This window comes from Eubacterium limosum, assembly GCF_000807675.2.
GTDB classification, from domain to species: Bacteria; Bacillota; Clostridia; order Eubacteriales; family Eubacteriaceae; genus Eubacterium; species Eubacterium limosum.
The window spans coordinates 3,853,860-3,870,769 of sequence record NZ_CP019962.1; the positions used below are offsets into that span (position 1 = coordinate 3,853,860).

At 42.0% G+C, this 16,910-nt stretch carries 23 protein-coding genes; 8 read left to right on the plus strand and 15 right to left on the minus strand.

Going from position 1 to position 16,910, the window contains the following annotated elements:
* Positions 1-10: 10 nt before the first annotated feature.
* Both B2M23_RS18080 and B2M23_RS18085 read left to right on the plus strand, forming a co-directional pair.
* The gene (locus B2M23_RS18080; protein WP_038351595.1) at positions 11-280 is read left to right on the plus strand and encodes a barstar family protein; all 270 of its coding nucleotides are present in this window, start codon (positions 11-13) and stop codon (positions 278-280) included.
* Between the two features lie 17 nt (positions 281-297).
* Positions 298-711, plus strand: coding sequence for a LexA family protein (locus tag B2M23_RS18085; protein WP_038351594.1), 414 nt, complete (start codon positions 298-300; stop codon positions 709-711).
* Positions 712-770: 59 nt separating this feature from the next.
* Here the strand turns inward: B2M23_RS18085 and B2M23_RS18090 are convergent, their stop codons facing one another.
* Positions 771-1,067, minus strand: coding sequence for a hypothetical protein (locus B2M23_RS18090; protein ID WP_038351593.1), 297 nt, complete (start codon positions 1,065-1,067; stop codon positions 771-773).
* Between the two features lie 237 nt (positions 1,068-1,304).
* On the opposite strand from B2M23_RS18090, the gene B2M23_RS18095 reads away from it, so the two are divergent.
* Entirely contained in the window at positions 1,305-2,150 is an 846-nt protein-coding gene (locus tag B2M23_RS18095) for a pirin family protein (RefSeq protein WP_038351592.1), read from the plus strand.
* Positions 2,151-2,203: 53 nt separating this feature from the next.
* Here the strand turns inward: B2M23_RS18095 and B2M23_RS18100 are convergent, their stop codons facing one another.
* From B2M23_RS18100 to B2M23_RS18120, 5 genes are all read right to left on the minus strand, one after another.
* Positions 2,204-2,947, minus strand: coding sequence for an ABC transporter permease (locus B2M23_RS18100; RefSeq protein WP_038351591.1), 744 nt, complete (start codon positions 2,945-2,947; stop codon positions 2,204-2,206).
* A 10-nt stretch (positions 2,948-2,957) separates the two neighbouring features.
* A complete protein-coding gene (locus B2M23_RS18105; RefSeq protein WP_038351590.1) occupies positions 2,958-3,716 on the minus strand; it encodes an ABC transporter permease in 759 nt (252 codons plus the stop codon).
* Positions 3,709-4,632, minus strand: coding sequence for an ABC transporter ATP-binding protein (locus B2M23_RS18110; RefSeq protein ID WP_038351589.1), 924 nt, complete (start codon positions 4,630-4,632; stop codon positions 3,709-3,711). Before B2M23_RS18110 ends, B2M23_RS18105 begins: the two co-directional genes overlap by 8 nt.
* Before the next feature lie 87 nt (positions 4,633-4,719).
* The gene (locus B2M23_RS18115) at positions 4,720-5,637 is read right to left on the minus strand and encodes a sensor histidine kinase (RefSeq protein WP_038351588.1); all 918 of its coding nucleotides are present in this window, start codon (positions 5,635-5,637) and stop codon (positions 4,720-4,722) included.
* Positions 5,634-6,341, minus strand: coding sequence for a response regulator transcription factor (locus B2M23_RS18120; protein WP_038351587.1), 708 nt, complete (start codon positions 6,339-6,341; stop codon positions 5,634-5,636). The genes B2M23_RS18115 and B2M23_RS18120 overlap by 4 nt, the downstream gene beginning before the upstream one ends.
* A 182-nt stretch (positions 6,342-6,523) precedes the next feature.
* On the opposite strand from B2M23_RS18120, the gene B2M23_RS18125 reads away from it, so the two are divergent.
* The gene (locus B2M23_RS18125; protein ID WP_038351586.1) at positions 6,524-6,805 is read left to right on the plus strand and encodes a hypothetical protein; all 282 of its coding nucleotides are present in this window, start codon (positions 6,524-6,526) and stop codon (positions 6,803-6,805) included.
* A gap of 74 nt (positions 6,806-6,879) precedes the next feature.
* The gene (locus B2M23_RS18130) at positions 6,880-7,092 is read left to right on the plus strand and encodes a hypothetical protein (RefSeq protein ID WP_038351585.1); all 213 of its coding nucleotides are present in this window, start codon (positions 6,880-6,882) and stop codon (positions 7,090-7,092) included.
* Between the two features lie 60 nt (positions 7,093-7,152).
* Here B2M23_RS18130 and B2M23_RS21345 read toward each other — a convergent pair whose 3' ends face one another.
* The gene (locus B2M23_RS21345) at positions 7,153-7,320 is read right to left on the minus strand and encodes a hypothetical protein (protein WP_013380587.1); all 168 of its coding nucleotides are present in this window, start codon (positions 7,318-7,320) and stop codon (positions 7,153-7,155) included.
* A 200-nt stretch (positions 7,321-7,520) separates the two neighbouring features.
* Between B2M23_RS21345 and B2M23_RS18135 the strand changes: the two genes are divergently transcribed.
* Positions 7,521-8,405, plus strand: a complete 885-nt coding sequence (locus B2M23_RS18135; RefSeq protein ID WP_038351584.1) for an SDR family oxidoreductase — start codon at positions 7,521-7,523, stop codon at positions 8,403-8,405.
* 143 nt (positions 8,406-8,548) lie between these two features.
* On the opposite strand, the gene B2M23_RS18140 is transcribed toward B2M23_RS18135, so the two are convergent.
* Entirely contained in the window at positions 8,549-9,466 is a 918-nt protein-coding gene (locus B2M23_RS18140; RefSeq protein ID WP_038351583.1) for a ketopantoate reductase family protein, read from the minus strand.
* A gap of 378 nt (positions 9,467-9,844) precedes the next feature.
* On the opposite strand from B2M23_RS18140, the gene B2M23_RS18145 reads away from it, so the two are divergent.
* Positions 9,845-10,330, plus strand: a complete 486-nt coding sequence (locus B2M23_RS18145) for a TspO/MBR family protein (protein ID WP_038351582.1) — start codon at positions 9,845-9,847, stop codon at positions 10,328-10,330.
* A 68-nt stretch (positions 10,331-10,398) separates the two neighbouring features.
* Here the strand turns inward: B2M23_RS18145 and B2M23_RS18150 are convergent, their stop codons facing one another.
* From B2M23_RS18150 to B2M23_RS18170, 5 genes are all read right to left on the minus strand, one after another.
* The gene (locus B2M23_RS18150; RefSeq protein ID WP_038351581.1) at positions 10,399-11,673 is read right to left on the minus strand and encodes a murein hydrolase activator EnvC family protein; all 1,275 of its coding nucleotides are present in this window, start codon (positions 11,671-11,673) and stop codon (positions 10,399-10,401) included.
* Between the two features lie 301 nt (positions 11,674-11,974).
* Positions 11,975-12,457, minus strand: coding sequence for a hypothetical protein (locus tag B2M23_RS18155; RefSeq protein ID WP_038351580.1), 483 nt, complete (start codon positions 12,455-12,457; stop codon positions 11,975-11,977).
* Positions 12,433-12,975, minus strand: a complete 543-nt coding sequence (locus tag B2M23_RS18160; protein WP_038351579.1) for a CarD family transcriptional regulator — start codon at positions 12,973-12,975, stop codon at positions 12,433-12,435. The genes B2M23_RS18155 and B2M23_RS18160 overlap by 25 nt, the downstream gene beginning before the upstream one ends.
* A 364-nt stretch (positions 12,976-13,339) precedes the next feature.
* Positions 13,340-14,737: an MATE family efflux transporter gene (locus B2M23_RS18165; protein WP_341455931.1), complete on the minus strand. Its 1,398-nt coding sequence runs from the start codon at positions 14,735-14,737 to the stop codon at positions 13,340-13,342.
* 175 nt (positions 14,738-14,912) lie between these two features.
* On the minus strand, positions 14,913-15,356 hold the full coding sequence (locus B2M23_RS18170; protein ID WP_052237145.1) for a GNAT family N-acetyltransferase: 444 nt from the start codon (positions 15,354-15,356) through the stop codon (positions 14,913-14,915).
* 138 nt (positions 15,357-15,494) lie between these two features.
* Between B2M23_RS18170 and def the strand changes: the two genes are divergently transcribed.
* Positions 15,495-15,941 (plus strand): peptide deformylase, encoded by a 447-nt coding sequence (def, locus tag B2M23_RS18175; RefSeq protein WP_038351577.1) that lies wholly within the window; start codon positions 15,495-15,497, stop codon positions 15,939-15,941.
* Positions 15,942-16,003: 62 nt separating this feature from the next.
* Here def and B2M23_RS18180 read toward each other — a convergent pair whose 3' ends face one another.
* Together B2M23_RS18180 and B2M23_RS21350 are read right to left on the minus strand one after the other, a co-directional pair.
* Positions 16,004-16,483, minus strand: coding sequence for a DUF2798 domain-containing protein (locus tag B2M23_RS18180; RefSeq protein WP_038351576.1), 480 nt, complete (start codon positions 16,481-16,483; stop codon positions 16,004-16,006).
* Between the two features lie 221 nt (positions 16,484-16,704).
* Positions 16,705-16,863 (minus strand): hypothetical protein, encoded by a 159-nt coding sequence (locus B2M23_RS21350; RefSeq protein WP_167617945.1) that lies wholly within the window; start codon positions 16,861-16,863, stop codon positions 16,705-16,707.
* Between the last annotated feature and the right edge of the window lie 47 nt (positions 16,864-16,910).

A 16,910-nucleotide genomic window follows, 5' to 3' on the forward strand; every position in this document is an offset into this window, starting at 1 on the left:
GTGATTGAGCATGAAAACTATTACCCTTGACGGTCAGCACATGGTTACCATCCAGGACACCCATACTTATATTGAAAAAAAGCTTAAAATTCATGATTATTACGGCAAAAACCTTGATGCTCTCTGGGACGCCCTCACAGGCATCGGTACCAGCACCAGACTTGAAATAATTCATTTCAATGCCGCCGAAGCCCATCTGGGCCCTTATGCCGAAAAGCTGCGACAGGTATTGATGGACGCCGCTGTGGAAAACATATTTTTACAGGTTGTTTTTTTATAAAGAAAGGTCACTAAAACATGAATTGGAATGACAATGTAGAACTTTTTATTCCTTCTAACATCACCTCAGCCATCGTCAATATTGACGGCACTGTTGAAACGCCAGAGCCTCCTGAATACACTGCGGAAACCCTGCCCAGGAAAAGCCGGAACGGCCGCGATTATATCATGGTCACTCTGCGTGACCACAGCATGTTTGACCGTTACTATAAAGACGATATTCTAAATGTCTGCCTTCAGGAAACCTGCAGCGATGGCCAGGACGCACTGGTTCTTCTCGAAAATGGAAGCGTGCGGCTGCGCCGGATATGCATTACAGAGGATACGATCATCCTAAAGCCGCTCAACACCGAGTTTTATGAAGATGAGACCTACCCCAAAGAGACTATACAAATTTTAGGCGTTGTGGAAGGCGCCGTCCGTATCAATTAAAAAAGGCCGTTTGAAACGGTCCTGCGGGAGATGTGCAGCTGAGTACATCTCTTTTTTATCTAGTCTAAGGCTTTTTTTATTTCTTTAATCATCGCCATGGGCAATTCTGTAATATTGTTGACCTCCAGTTCGTTATGTGCGTTTTTAAACAGATACCGTGCAATGCAGATCTTATCATCCTCAGACGCCCTCTGGATACGCTCAATCACCGGTGTTGTTGTAAAGGCGGCATATGCGGGATACGGAATGATTTCACCGGATCTTATAATAGCCATCATTTCGCCATAATAACGTTCAGGATCAATGCAAGCTTTCTTCATAGGCTTGTCAACAAATTCATAATCTTTTTTATCCATTACCCTTCCTCCACACTTCGTAATGATTATAAATTATATCATAAATTCGCTTACTGGGCAAGGTCTCTGCGACACAACCCTTTTAAACGGTTTCTAAGCCCAGCTATTATTTTCTTTTTAAACCTTAATAAATTCTTAAGCAGCCATTAGACCTTCGCTTTATGGGTAAATCTATTCTTACATGATGTATTCATTACGGAATACAAATGATTTTAAACCACGAAAGCAGGTGTTTTTATGTCAGAACGTAAAATAACCAAAACAGTAAAAGGGCAGCACGCCATTGACGGCGCAGGTGTTCATCTGGTAAGAGTATTGGGTAACAATGACGTCCAGGATTTTGATCCTTTTTTAATGTTGGATTCCTTTGATTCAAAAAATCCGGACGATTATATAAAAGGTTTTCCCTTCCATCCCCACAGAGGCATTGAAACGGTCACCTATCTTATCGAAGGAGATATTGAGCATCAGGACAGCCTTGGCAATAAAGGCTCAATCAAATCTGGTCAAAGCCAGTGGATGACTGCGGGAAGTGGTATTCTTCATCAGGAAATGCCACAGCCTTCAGATCACATGCTTGGGCTTCAACTCTGGATTAACCTTCCGAAAGATGAAAAAATGGCCGATCCCGCTTATTTTGATATCACAGGCGACATGATCAGAATAAAGGAAAGTGATACAGCAGTGATCCGTGTGATTTCCGGTGAATATGAAGGTGTCAAAGGCGTAGAACCCCGTCACATTCAGGCAACTCTTTACGATGTTACAGTAAAGGCGGGAAAATCACTTACCCTTCCCACTAAAACGGAAGACAATGTCTTTATTTTCCTGATTCAAGGTGACGCAGTGATCGAAGGGAAAAATATTGATGAAAAGACGGCCGTACTGTTTGGCTCTGGTGATGCCATCACAGTTAAAGCTCCAGATGGACAGGATTCCCGGTTTGTCTTTTTCTCCGGCAAACGTCTTGATGAGCCAGTCGCCTGGGGCGGCCCCATTGTTATGAATACCCGCGATGAGCTTATGCATGCTTTTGAGGAGCTGGAAGAAGGTACCTTTATTAAGCATAAAGCTATCCGTTAATCTGAAATCTGAAAAGGTGCTGGCAGCGCTTAAATGCCGGCACCTTTTTGGGTTTAAAAGTCCTTTTTCCGCTTCCCTGTCCTGCGTACCATGATCACAGTGAAGAGCAAAACAAGACTCAGAACCATCGTGGAAACGATGGGATTATAATAATCATATTTTGCCCCAGAGCTCCGATAATCAATGAGACTTAGGCCTGTGGTCAACGGCCACAAATTTACAAAGGTGGGGCTGTTTGCTGCCATAATTCCCAGAAAGCCCATAAAAAAAGCCACGATGGTGCTGCCCAGATACCCTTTTCTAAAATAAGCTGTGACAACAAAAAGGGGCAGCACTGCGATGAAAGTAGTAATCCCGATGAGCATAAATTTAGAAAAATAGCTGAGCAGCAGTATACCTGTGATACTCCCGCCAACGCCCAGCATAAAAGCCGCGCCAATGGTCATGATGTACTCAAAAAGCACTAAAAACTCAGTGACAATAGCGGTAATAATAAGCTTAGCTGCCAGCAGCTTTGATTCTGAAACCGGCACCATCAATACAGCGGGCATAGTGTGGTCTGTGAGTTCTCGCTTCAAAATAAAACCACCGATGAGTGTAATTGTAAAGGGCATTAACAGGGTCAGCCCATCCCAGAGCACAAAATCGGCTATCCCAGAAAAATCCATACCATAAAAACGCATACTCCATGCTTGGTATACTGCGATCATCACAGTTCCGAAGGTGGTAAATACTCCCAAAATTAAAATATCATAGCGCTTAAGCTTGAGAATTTCTACCTTTATTAAAGTACTCATATAATCCCTCCTAAACTTCCTGTCGTTTATAAATAAAGACGGCCAGCCCGATCGAGGCCAGAGCTACTGCAATCAAACAGGCAAGCGATACCCCGGTTGGATACATAAGATAATGGTAAAATTCAATACTCTCCTGTGGCAGTCTTTCGATATTCAAATTATGCTGCATGATAACAAGCTGAAAAACCGCCATCATGGGAAACATAATTTTTACACCGATTAAAAGAAGCGAAAAGCTGACGATGGCGTAAATAAAGGATATGATTACCGCAAAGATATATCCTTTTTTAAACAGCAGCATGATTGTAATCATAGGGGTGATGGCCAAAAATACAAACACAGCCAGCATCAGCGTATCCTGCACCGCTGTTATTCTGAACTCTGACAGTCCGCTGTTCAGCAGAAAAAAACTCAGAAGAATGCAGACCAACAGCCCTAAAAAACAGTAGACCGCAGATAAGACCAGCAGTACTGTCATCTTGGATAGAACAAGAGAGGTTTTACTCACTGGCACCATTAAAATATTTTTGAGGGTGTCATAATCTTCCTCTCTGTAAAACAAAGTGGCCGCCGCAATACAAAGCACGCATGGCAGAAACAGCAAACCTCCGTAAACCAGCATACCCTGAAAAAGGTTTTGAAAGCCCAGGTTGTCACGAATACACACTATGCACCACGGAAACGGCACCAAAAGCGATGCCAGCAGGGTCAAAATAATAAATTTCTGCCGTTTGATTTTCATAAATTCGACCTGTATCAGTCTAAGCAATCCCCTCACCTCCAGTAATTTTTTTAAAATAATCCTCGAGGGTTTCCTCACACAGATCCGACCGGCTCACTGCGATTTCATTCATTATAAAGGCTTTATTAATCTCTGCGATATCCATGCTCGTGTCCAGCACCCTCATATTGTGGTCGTTCTCTATAACATAACATGTGATTCCGAAAAACTCCTCCAGCACTCTGGCGGCTTTGGCAGTCGAGGAGACTCTAAAGGCAATGTAGCATTCGTTCTTTTTCTGCAAAGTAGCCAGACTGCTTTCCTCCAGAAGCACACCATTATGGAGTATGCCAATATCATCGGCCAGAAGCGCGATTTCTGACAAAATATGGCTTGATATCAAAATGGTTTTTCCACGTTCCTCACTTAGAAAACGGATAAACTTCCGGATTTCAGTAATGCCGATGGGGTCCAGTCCATTAGTTGGCTCATCGAGAATCAGCAGCTCGGGATCGTGTATGATGGCATTTGCGATTCCGAGGCGCTGTTTCATGCCCAGTGAGTATTTTGAAAAAAGCTTCTTATCATTATAGGGAAGCCCCACAAGCTCCAGCGCTTCCTTAACTGCATTCAGACTTACTGTTCCTCTAAGCCTGGCAAACACATTAAGGTTTTCTGCTCCTGTAAGATTTGGATAAAAGCCTGGGGCTTCAATGATCGCACCAATACGGGGATAAATGTCTTTCTGATGCGTCTCAACTCTTTGGCCGAAAATTTCAATTTCTCCTTTCGTTATACGGGTAAGGCCCATCATCATTTTCATAATCGTAGTTTTGCCCGCACCATTTCGGCCTAAAAGGCCATAAATCTTGCCCTGTCTTATATGAAGGTTGACACGATCTGCTACGGTTTGCTCCCCATAGATTTTGGTTAAATCTTTTGTTTGAATGATCAGTTTTTGCATCTGCTTTCCTCCTCGTTTTTTTCTACTTATCAGTATAGGAAAAACAGCTTGTATAACCATTGCCAAAACCTTGCTTTTTTCTAACTTTTAACACAAGGGCAGAGTAACAGTAAAAATGGTTCCCTGGCATAAAGCGCTGTCTGCCTGAATGGTTCCCCCGTTTGCCTGAACCAGTTCTTTTGTGATGGCCAGTCCAAGGCAGCTGCCCCCACCACTCCTCGATGTGTCACATTTGTACAGTCTTTCAAAAATATAGGGAAGCTGGTCGGGGACAATGCCGCTTCCATCATCTTTTACCCATAGCTTTATGCTGTTTTGAGTTCGCTCAACGCCGATTTCCAGCGCGGAACAGCCGCTGTGCTTTACAGCATTTTGAATAAGATTATTCAGAATACGATTCCAAGAGCGTGCATCAATCCAAACCTTGTATTCTTCATCTGGAATATGAAACGTGTAATCAAGGCCGTTTTCCTCAAACAACGGAATCCAGCCAATGATCCCATCTCGGGTGAGCTCACATATGCCGCGCTCTTCAAAATAAAAATGATATTCCTTTGATTCCAGCTTGAACCAGTCAAAGAGAATGTCCACATAGTCCTTGAGATCATAAGCCTTTGACCAGACAATACCCAGATATCTTTTTCGCTCCTCTGCTTCTACCTTTCCGCTGTTCAGTACGTCTAAATAGCCGATAAGGGAAGTGAGAGGGGTACGGACATCGTGGGACAAACTGGTCATCAGCTGCCTGTTTGCCTTTTCATTTTTCTTCAGCGAAGCAATCTCACATTCACTGTTTTTGACAATTTTATTGATTTTATAGCACAGCTCTGCGGTCATATCCCCTTTTCTTGCTAAAATTCGTCGGTTAAAGTTGCCTACCTCGACCTCCTCAAGAATGGCACAGGCTTTTATCAAGCGCTTTTTAACTTTAAGTAGCAGGTTACACAGAATCAAAACAACCGCGGCAAGTACCAGACACAGGATGGTTAAAGCTGTGACGCTCATAAAACAGCCCCTTTGTTAAAACGGTAACCCACCCCCCAGATAGTTTGGATATAAGCTGTCTCCTGCTCTTTTTTCTCAATTTTTCTTCGCAGCTTGCTGATATAAGCCATCATATTTCCATCATCAAAGGCATAATCCTCCTGCCATATCTGTGTGTATAGCTGTTTCTTCGTAAAAACCTGTCCAGGGTTTTTTGCCAGAAAATAAAGCAAGTCAAATTCTTTGTTCGTCAGCTCGATTCCTTTTTCCTGTACGCTGACGCTTCTCTCCACCGGATTGATCAACAAACCGCCTTTAAAGATAAGGCTCTTTTCTTTGCAGGGATTTTCACGATTTAAGACAGTAAACCGCCGGATCAGGGATTCTACGCGGGCCATGAATTCATTGATGGAAAAGGGTTTTGTCAGATAATCATCTGCGCCGGTTTTCAGGCCCTGCACCTTATCATTCTCACTATCCCTGGCCGTCAGCATTAATACCGGAATACTTTTTGTTTTTCGGAGCTCGGAGAGAACAGCAAACCCGCTCATCTCGGGCAGCATCACATCCAGAATAACCAATACGGCTTCTTTCTCATCCAGACGGTTTAGTCCCGCAGCCCCGGTATGGGCAGCACACACCTCGTAGCCCTCGCGCTCAAGGCATCTTAAAAGCAGGGAACAAAGCTCCACATCATCATCAATTATCAATATTCTCTCTCGCATTTTTTCTTCCTCATTCATTAAGTTTAATTTCAGTATAATCCTGTCTCTCACGACAGACAACTTAAAAATTCTTAAATTTAACCAACAGATTTATTAAGATTTTAACGCTGTTTGACTAGAAATTTCTGTTAATTTTAAACTAAATTGGTTATACTAAAATCAAACGTTAGAAGGAGGTCCCTATGAAGGATCAAGAAATGGAAAAAGCCCAACAGGAAAAAGAGCCTGAAAAGAAAAACAACTTTAAAACAAAGATTATTTTATATGTTGTAGGAATCGCCATTATTTTTGTCATTGGCATGGTTGTCGGCATTCGCTTTAGTTTTGCTGTTCAGTCCTCTGTTTTTTATCTGCAGCGAGCATTTACCTGGCTTATCTTTATTTTAATCATTCTGGCCATTATTGCCATCCCCATTGGCTGGAAGGTTTATAAATATCAGAAAGAAAAAGAGAAAAACCAATAATACCTGACTCGTCTGCTTTGTTCTCACCTGTTTTGGGTATGATTTATTTATACTTGAAAAAGGAGTGTTTGAACATGGACAAAACTACATTTTTAAAAGAATACCTCTCCGACCAGATGGTAAAAAACGCATTTAACGAAAATGGGCAGATAGAGGTAAATATTTTTGAGATTTTCTCGCAAAAGGATGTTCAGCAGGCAGCCGAAGCCCTTGGCTGTCAGGTTGATAACAATAATACGCCTATCGGCAGCTTTTGGATTTATGATCCTCAGCAAAAGAAGTCCTGACAGACTTCTTTTTTTGTATCAAAAAAGCTGCGCAGCCGCGCAGCTTGTATCTCTTAAGAATTATTCCTTTTCGTCTTCTTCTAAGGCTCTCGCGCCAAAGAATTTTTTATCCTTGTCATTGCCTTCCATACCCTTACCATCATTGGTCGGGCGTTCCTTTTCACCGGCACGCTGTTCAATTACACCTTCGCCGTCATTGGTTGGTTCAATTCTTTTATCATCTTTCATAATAAGTTCCTCCATTAATAATTGTTAACTATTGTTTACCCGAATTTCATGTCCTTTTATCATTTCTTACAAATGTTCAAGCTTTTATTCAGAAACGGAAAAGCTTTAGTGAATCTAAAATCAAAAAACTTTATTGTCGCTTTAAAAGGTGAATCGGGTATCCAATTAATATAAATATCTTAAAAGAAAGGCATACTATTATGAAAAAAGAAAATGAAAATCATGTAAACATACAAACTCAGGTACCTCAAAAGGGCTATTATATCGACGATTCTACAAAAAATGTTTTCCCTGAGCCTTTAATGGAAAACCCGGAATATCAGGGCTGCGGAAAGCTAAAAAACAAAGTCGCTGTCATTACTGGCGGAGACAGTGGAATCGGCGGTGCTGTAGCCATTGCTTTTGCCAAGGAAGGCGCCAATCTCGCCATTCTATATCTGGACTCTGATGATGACGCAGCAGCCATTGTCAGGCGGGTGAAGGAGCTGGGAGCAGAGTGTTTTTCAATAAAGGGCGATGTCGGTGATGATACCTTTGCACAGAAAGCCGTCCAGCAGATCGTTGACCAGTATGGCCGTATTGATGTCCTGGTAAACAACGCGGGTGAACAGCACGTGGCAGAAAGTATTACTGACATTACGCCAGCCCAGCTTGACCGAACCTTTCGAACAAACATTTTCAGCATGTTTTACATGGTTAAGGCTGCACTTCCCCATCTCAGCAAAGGGGCAGCCATTGTAAACACAACCTCTGTGACTGCTTATCGCGGGAGTTCTACCCTTCTGGATTATTCTTCCACAAAGGGGGCTATCGTCTCCTTTACCCGTGCGCTGTCAGGTAATCAGGAGATTCTGGATAAATCGATCCGCGTAAATGGCGTTGCCCCTGGGCCCATCTGGACGCCGCTTATCCCCGCTACCTTCAGCCAAGAGCACGTTGAACGGTTCGGCAAAGATGTTCCTCTTGAGCGCCCTGGACAGCCTTACGAGCTGGCGCCGGCTTATGTCTACCTTGCCAGCAGTGACTCAAGCTATGTAACTGGGCAGGTGATTCATGTAAACGGCGGAGAAGTCGTTAATGGATAGACTTTTCCGATTATAGAAGCCAGCCTAAGCTGGCTTTTTTCACGAAAAAATACCCCTCAGTCACACTGAAGGGTATCCCAGAGATCTCTTCGATCCCGCCGCGTTTTAAACGGCTGCTTTTATTTTACCCCTATGAAGGCTTTTTAATCATATGATGCTTCTATTTTAAGTATTTGCTCATAAAGAAAATCATTGACTGGCGTCTCAAAGCCATATTTTTTCCCAAGCCTGCAGATAGTTCCCGAAAATAAATCCACCTCAGTTTTACGGTGTGCCTTGGTATCCTGCCGCATAGAGGGCATTCCCTCAGGATTCAGGGTGTCCAAAACCCGCATCCACTCTGTAATATCCGATTCTGTCAGGCGAACTCCCTCGTACGCTGCCGCTGTTCTTACCTCTTCCATGGCTTTCAGCATAAGTTTTCTGGCCTCGCCCTCTTTTTGCAGCCCTCCATAATTTGTCGCAAAAACCGCCGCAATCTGGTTGACACCAGTGTTCAGCATGAGCTTATTCCATAGGCAATAGTGAATATCCTGAGGAATTTTATAAGGAATATCTGCTTCTTCCAATATCTCTGCGACGGCCTCCAAATGCGCTGTTTTAGTATTATCCTGGCTCCCAAGCAATAGAATACCGCCGTTATCATAGTGTAGATGCGGCCCTTCCTTCACCGCATCCATCCCTTGGGCTACACAGTAAAGCAGATGCTCCTGCCCAAAGGACTCGGCGATCACCTTCTCGCTGGCAATACCGTTGAGCAGAGAAATAATCACGGTTTCCTCACCAACAAAATTACGGATACTTTTTACTGCATTGTCAATGCCGGTATATTTTACCGCAATAATAATAAGATCCGCAGTTTCATTCTTTACAGCATCCTCAACATAGCGAAAGTCACATATCCTTCCATTGCAAGTAAAAGGATTTTTCTGATAACGCGCTGCACGCTCATGATCAGCGATAAAATAAACACGTTCATTTCCAAAAGCTTCGGTCAAACGGTTTCCATACAGGACACCCAGCGCGCCAGCGCCGATTAATGCGATTTTATTTATTCTCATTTCTGCCTCGTGATGTTTTTATTTATTATCCCATATTCCTGCGGCTAAGTCCAATTTTGTGCAAAAAAACAGAAGCAGTCCATCTGCTTCTGTTTTCTATATAGTATAAATTAAAACCGTTTGCGATTACTTTGTCCTGAGACGACCATTAATGATGTAATTACAATACCGGCAAAAACGCCAGCTAAAAAAATTCCTGATCCGATCAATATATACATGCTCTTCCACTCGCTTTCTATTTACTTTCTTTACTATATATACCTTTTGCGCTCAGGATAACTCATGCTTTAGTAAAACTTCAGATTATTAGTACGTTTAGTTTTACTGGAAAGACTCGGGGTAAATTATTTATAAACATTATCGAAAGGATTGATTATCATGTCTGAATTACTAAAAAAAACAAACACAAAACGCCTGGCTGCCTGTTTAGCTGTCCCTCTGGCAATTGGTTCTGTAGTTGGGAAGGCCATATCTAAAGATGTCAAAGAGTACTCTGAGTTGGATAAACCTAATTTCGCACCGCCTAAATGGGCATTTCCAGTTGCCTGGACAACGCTTTATACACTGATGGGACTTGCCAAATACAAAGCTCTCGAAGCCGCTGATGAAGAACAGGAAACAACTGTTCAAAAAGCCGACGGACTTCAGCTCAGTCTTAATTTCATCTGGTCTTTTTTGTTTTTCAAGTTTCATTTAAGGGGCACAGCTTTGATAGAAATGACCATCCTTCTCCTGACAATTCTCTATACTTCTAAAGAATACGCTAAGATAAGCAAAACGGCCGCAAAACTCATGATTCCCTACATTCTCTGGGTTTCTTTTGCACTCTGCCTGAATGCCTCTGTCTGGTACAAAAACAAATAACTCTCGTGATAAAGTAAAAAACAAGGTGCCGGATTTTATCCAGTACCTTGTTTTTTATTGTTGTCTTATTACCAGTGCATATAGTTTAATGGATCAACATAGTTCCCATTGACCAGAAAACTTAAATGAAGGTGATTACCGGTTGAATTGCCTGTTGTGCCGACACCGCCGACATGTTCACCCTGACGTACAAACTGACCTTCAGAAACAGCAATGCTGCTTAAATGACCAAGCAAAACGGTTCCGCCGTCCACAGCAATCATAACGCATTTACCATAGCCACCATTCCAGTCAGCATAGGTCACAATACCATCGCCTGGTGCAAAGACAGAGGTTCCCTCAGGCGCTGCCATATCGTAACCGCTGTGCCATGTCCAAACGCCTGTAATTGGGTGAATTCGATCGCCGTACATATCATCCCATTCAATGGGGTGGTATTGCGAAGCAATAGGCCAGATAAGACCAACAGACGGGGCAGGACCTGGAGCCGGCGCAGGCTCTTCCGTTGAACCGGAGCCCTCGTTTGTATTACCGGATTCATTGCCGCTGCCACTGTTGTTACCGCCGTTCTGGCTGTTTTTCCATTCCTCCAGTTTCCTCTGTGCTTCAGCTTCTTTTTCAGCCGCAATGGCAGCTAAACTGTTATCCGCAGCAGCATAGACTGCCTGTTCAGCATCTGCTTTAGCCTGCAGTTCATCAAGCACATGCTGGTTTTCAGCTAAGAGCTTCTTTTCCTGTTCCTTAATATCATTCTGGCTGGCTAAGGCAATTTCCTGCTCTTGTTTCAAGGATTCCAACTTCTGCTTATCAGCTTTTATCTCTTCCTGCTGGGTCTTGACCTGTTTTACGGTGGTCTCCAGAGCGTTGACGGCGTTTCGGTCAGCCTGGGCAATCAGGCGAACCATATCCGCCTTGGCGATAAAATCTGTAAAGCTGGTTGAAGAGAAGAGAACGCTGGCATATCCCTCATTGCCAAACATATACATGACTCTCAGGCGTTCCTCCAGGTCTTTTTCCTGTTCAGCCTGCTTTGCCTGAGTACCAGCGAGCTGCTGGTTTTTCGCTTCCAGATTTGTATTGATCTCGCTGATCTGGCCGTCAAAGCTGTTCACCTTTTCTGTAATGGTCTTAATCTTTTCCTCGGCCTTATTGATCTCATTTTCGATTCCTTCGGCAGTATTCTGCTTCATATCAATTTGATACTCGTATTCTGCCTTCTTCTGACTGGCTTCTGCCTTTTTTTTCTGAAGCTCTTCCTCAGATTCAGCATAAACCGGCGAAAGAACGGTTGATACAAAAAATAATAATACCAATGTCAAAGAGAAAATTGACTTCTTTTTCATGTTTTCCTCCTGGCTTTCAAATAGTATTTCCATTATAACACAAAACAGCAGATTTATAGATTGAGCCGTGCTTATAAAAGCAAAAAAGATCTATTTGAATTCAGCTTTTTGTTTTATAGATTCTTACCCTTAACGTTTAAAAATATCCTTAATAAACAAAAATAAAAACGCACTCCTGATCTACAACAGTTCATGAGTGCGTTTTAACCTTAATTTTTAGTTCATATAATCGCCAACGGCATAGGCATTATACGGTCTCTTAAGCTTTAGGATAACAGAGCCGTCTTTCTGGTTGCCTACATTACCATAAATCATCCGCAATGGCCGATGCAATATAATCTTCCACCTTATCAAAAGGAATGTCCATAATCACAGAAATCTCCAAATGAAAATAATTTTTGGCCTGACGGCTGTATTTTTCCTCAAAGGGCATCTGCCTACCCTCCTCTTTTCTCAGATATGCCGTTTTGATCACACGGATCCATTCCAGTTCATCGTAGGCCGCCATGGCTGTCTCGTATAGCTCTTCACGAATTTTATTGTTTGGCGCCTGAATGGTTCGAGTATATGGGATTCTGCTCAGAATATCTGTCAAATCATCCTTTGAAATTACCTTTCTGAGCAGCATTTTGGAGTCCGCTTTAATATTTTTAGTATTGTCTGGTTCCTTTGGGCTTTTGAGGATGTAGCGTAGTACCTCGCCGCTTTTAGCATCTGTCTCAAGCTTTGACACCTGCCAGATTCCATCTTTTTCAAGTATTATATAATCGCCGGCTGCATACATTGGCCTTTCTCCTTTTTTGAATATTCAATCTGTTTGATAATAAGGGGTAAAACCTGGTTTGGCTTTACATTTAAGACAAGTGCAAACTCATCATAAAGAAGCTTCTCAGCCTCTTTTAAAAAACGTTCGTCGATAACGTAGGGTTTTTTCTTCTGTTCTTTGCGATTTTTCTGACGAAGATAAATGGTTTTGATCAGCTTCACAACAGCTCTGCGGTCACCGCTGTTAATAATTTCCTGATATTTTATTTCTCGCTCACTCTCATCCTCAATGCTCAGCAGCTCTTCTTCCGGCATGGTAAGGATAATTTTCTCAATTTCTTCTCTGGATAAAACCCGGCGCATCTTTGAAATTAAATGATCATTGCCCGTATGGACAAAGATCATAAGACTGTCCTTATATATTGGCTGTAAAACATAATATTCCATTATTCCTTCGCCAAAGTTTTCTTTGGTGATGTCTTTTATTTTACAAACGCCTTCTGCCTCATACAAAACAATGTCATTAATTTTAAGCAATATCCTCTCATCCTTTCTGTTAAATCGCATTAGATATAATCTGTTTTTTTAATCTTTATGATTTTCACTCAGTTCAGGCTTTTTATTGTCGTTTGTATGATCTTTAGTTATATTTTAACATTCACAGAAAATTATTGTCAGTTCTTTTTTTAAGAGAATATTTGTTTTGTGTTTAACACCAGTCATCTTTTTAATTTTATACTTTACGGACGTTGAATGCTCTCCGCAAGATTCACGATGATATCGACACATTTACCAATGCCGAATTCCCCGCTGTCTAAAGATAGGTGGTAATTCTGGGACATTCCTCACGCCTGCTCAGGCACGGCTGATCGTAGTAATTTTTTTCATGATTCTTCTCCTGTCAATATTTTTTTGGTATCACATTTATTTTTTCTTTCGCAACGCCTTTCATAAAAACCAATGCCACCAAAAGTGCGATCCCCTCAGCTATTGGGAATGCCCACCAGATTACATCCTGTGCATTTGGAAACGTCGTAAGATAGTAGGCCAAGGGAAGGACAACCACCATTAAACGGATCAACGAGATGATCAGCGAGCGCACACCATTGCCAAACGCCTGAAAAATCCCTTGAAAAGCAACGTTCGCACCCACAAAAAGATACCCGAACGTAATAATGCGGATAGCACGGATGCACAGGCCCTGAGTCTCTGCAGACAGCGCAAAAACTCCGATTAGTGGATAGGCAAAAATCTGGAGACAGACTGCCCCAATGAGCATAATAACGATAGTATAAAGCATTCCGTATTTTATGCCCTCCTTTATTCTCTGCCTGTCCTGCATACCATAGTTAAAAGCAATGATAGGAATAAGTGCATTATTCAGACCAAAGGCAGCAAAGAATACAAATTGCTGTATTTTATAATATACCCCATAAGCCGTTACAACTGAACTTGATACACGGCCAAAAATAATATTGACTCCATAGGTCATAAAGGACATCAAAGCCTGCATCAATATCGCAGGAATACCAATTTTATAGATTTCCAAGATGATCTTTCCCTCCGGCTTCAGATATTTAAGGCCAGGATCCACATCCTTATTAAAACCATACTGAAAGATACACCCCAGGACCAGTGAAACCATCTGACCAATAACCGTTGCGTAGGCAGCCCCGTCGATTCCCATGGCCGGTACGCCAAAATAGCCAAAAATAAAAATCGGATCAAGAATAATATTGGTTACCGCGCCAACGATCTGCGCAATTGTTGAAAGTCCCGTTCTGCCGACGGCCTGCAGCAACTTTTCATAAATCATAAACAAAATCGAACCAAAGGATAAAATCGTACAGATTTTAAGATAGCCAACCCCCATTTCCAGAATAACCGGATCGCTTGTTTGGGATTTCATATAGGCCTCAATGCCAAATAACCCTACCGATAAGAATACCGCGTAGGTACAAAAACCCAAAAACACGGCATTCCCTGCAATTTTACTCGCTCTCTCCCTGTTTCCTTCCCCAAGATAACGGGATAACAGGGCATTGATCCCTACACCCGTTCCCACACCAATACCGACCATCAGCATTTGTATTGGAAATGCCAGAGTCAGCGCGTTGACACCATATTCCCCCATTCCTGTAATGCCGGCTGTATCACTCATACAGCTCACAAAATAGCTGTCAACAATATTATAAAAGGCCTGCAATACCATGGATAAAATCATGGGAACACCCATTGTTAACATCAGCCTGCCAATTGGCGCCACACCCATTTTATTTTCTGTAATCTCTGCTTTCAAAGCAACCTCCTGTTTTGAGCTCTGCTCATATTTTGGAGACTTTTAAGAAAAGCTGCCATAAACTCTTAATCCGTTGCAACAAAAAATGCGTAAATCCAATCCTGGATTTACGCATTTGCCACTCGGTAGCTTTATTCTATCATATTTTTTCTGCCAAAATCAAGTATGATTTTATTTACTTGATACACAGCCAGTCCGATTCCTCGACAAAACCATATTTTTTGTAGACGGGCATTCCAAATTTTGATGCTCGAAGACGTATTATGGTAACACCGCTGCTTTTTACTTCCCTTACCATCATATCTAATATTTTTGTGGCAATGCCTTGTCCTCTGTATGCGGGGTCTGTAAACATGTTCGTAATGTAGGCAGACATTCCAGTCTTATTTGAATAGCTCGGAGGGTAATCATAAAAAATGACTGCACCTGTAGCGACAATTTTTTCATCCTCCACTGCCAGTATCTCGATCATTGTATTGTCCTCAAAGCTCTTTTTGAAAAAGGCCTGAAGTTCATCATCAATATTGACTGCAGGATCCAGTCCCTCATGAATTAACTGTGTCTTTCGGATTTCACATAAGAGGTCAATATCCTCAATCGTCGCTTTTCGATAGTACAAAATTCTTTCCTCCCCAAGGCTTTCATTTTTAACCTTATTATAGCATACTTTTCATTTTTATCACGCAAAGGGGAAACATTGACAGCATTGATCCCTCGGTATACAATATTTTCAGAATAACTGCCAAAGGAGACCATCATGCCAAAACTTCCGCTTCACTATAACGATGATCCTGTTTTAAAGAAAAAATGCCAAAAGGTTCAGGTAGTCGATGACTCAATCCGAGGTCTGCTGAATGCCATGATGGACACCCTGCAGCTCACCCCTGGCGCTGCCGCCTTAGCCGCTAATCAGGCTGGTATTCTTCTCCAGCTTATCGTCATTAATTACGCAGGCTACCACCTGAAGCTTGTAAACCCTGAAATTCTGGGCACAGAGGGATCACAGGAATGCATGGAATCCTGCCTGAGCTTCCCAGGGCGTCACATAAGGACACTGCGGCCCAGGGCTGTCAAGGTGCGCGCGCAGGATGAAAACGGCGTCGTAATCCATTTGGATGTCAGCGGTGAAATGGCAAAATGCCTTTGTCATGAAATCGACCATTTACAGGGAATTGTGTTTGCTGACCGCGCTCTTTCCTATTAATCACTGCCCATAAAAAAGAGCACCGTGAAGGCTTCTCGGCCTGCCGATACTCAGATAATTACTTATTCAATTTCTTCAGCCAGCTGCTTTCTGAACAACCTTCCGAAAACGAAACGCACAATAGGTCCTGCAAAAAAAATTTGCCAGAACAGAGCCATTGGAAAGTTCATGACGGTTGTCTGAAACCATGCGGCAATAATCTCACTTCCGAGATTTTTGAACAAAATAGTCGCAATCAGGCTCATCATCGGGCACATTAGACAAACCGTCACTGCTGATATGGCAAGAATGATAAAAAACGGTTCAGCGGATTCAGTGGCAATAACCTGAAATGCCAGTTTCTGCGCCAGTTTTTCAACCACAAACAACTCAAGAACTACTGCGATGGGCCACATGATTATCAGCTCGTGAAAAGCGAGCAGGAATACCTCATTGCTCAGACCGCCTTTGTCCAGCGAAATATTGTAGCAGATCAGGGCATAGACCATAACCAGGGCCATTAAAAGTGTAAAAATAATGTTCTGTAATTTTGTTTTTGGCATTTAAATTTCTCCTTTTCTGACAAAACGAAAAAAGTTTGAAAACGACAGCTGTGTTGTTCGTTGTCATCTGTCAATTTTACAGATGTGTCGTTTCCAATTAAATACCAAAAAGTTTCAACTCTTATTCAATTGTTTTACAGAACCATACTAACATAAAAAACAATGTGATGTAATAAATTTTTTATGTAACGGATATCTTTTTGTGAATTTTTAACCCTGAATCAGCTGATCATGTTTACTTTCTTTTTAAACTCTCTTATGACCTCTTCAAAGGTAAGTCCCTGAAGTTCTTCCTCAGTCTGCTGGATAATTCCATTAACTAATCCATCGGTGTAAAAAATATCCAAATAATAACCTTTATACTCTTGTGCATTTCTCATAAATAACATTCCTTCTTTCTTAGATTTTTATTATAACAGATTCCCGA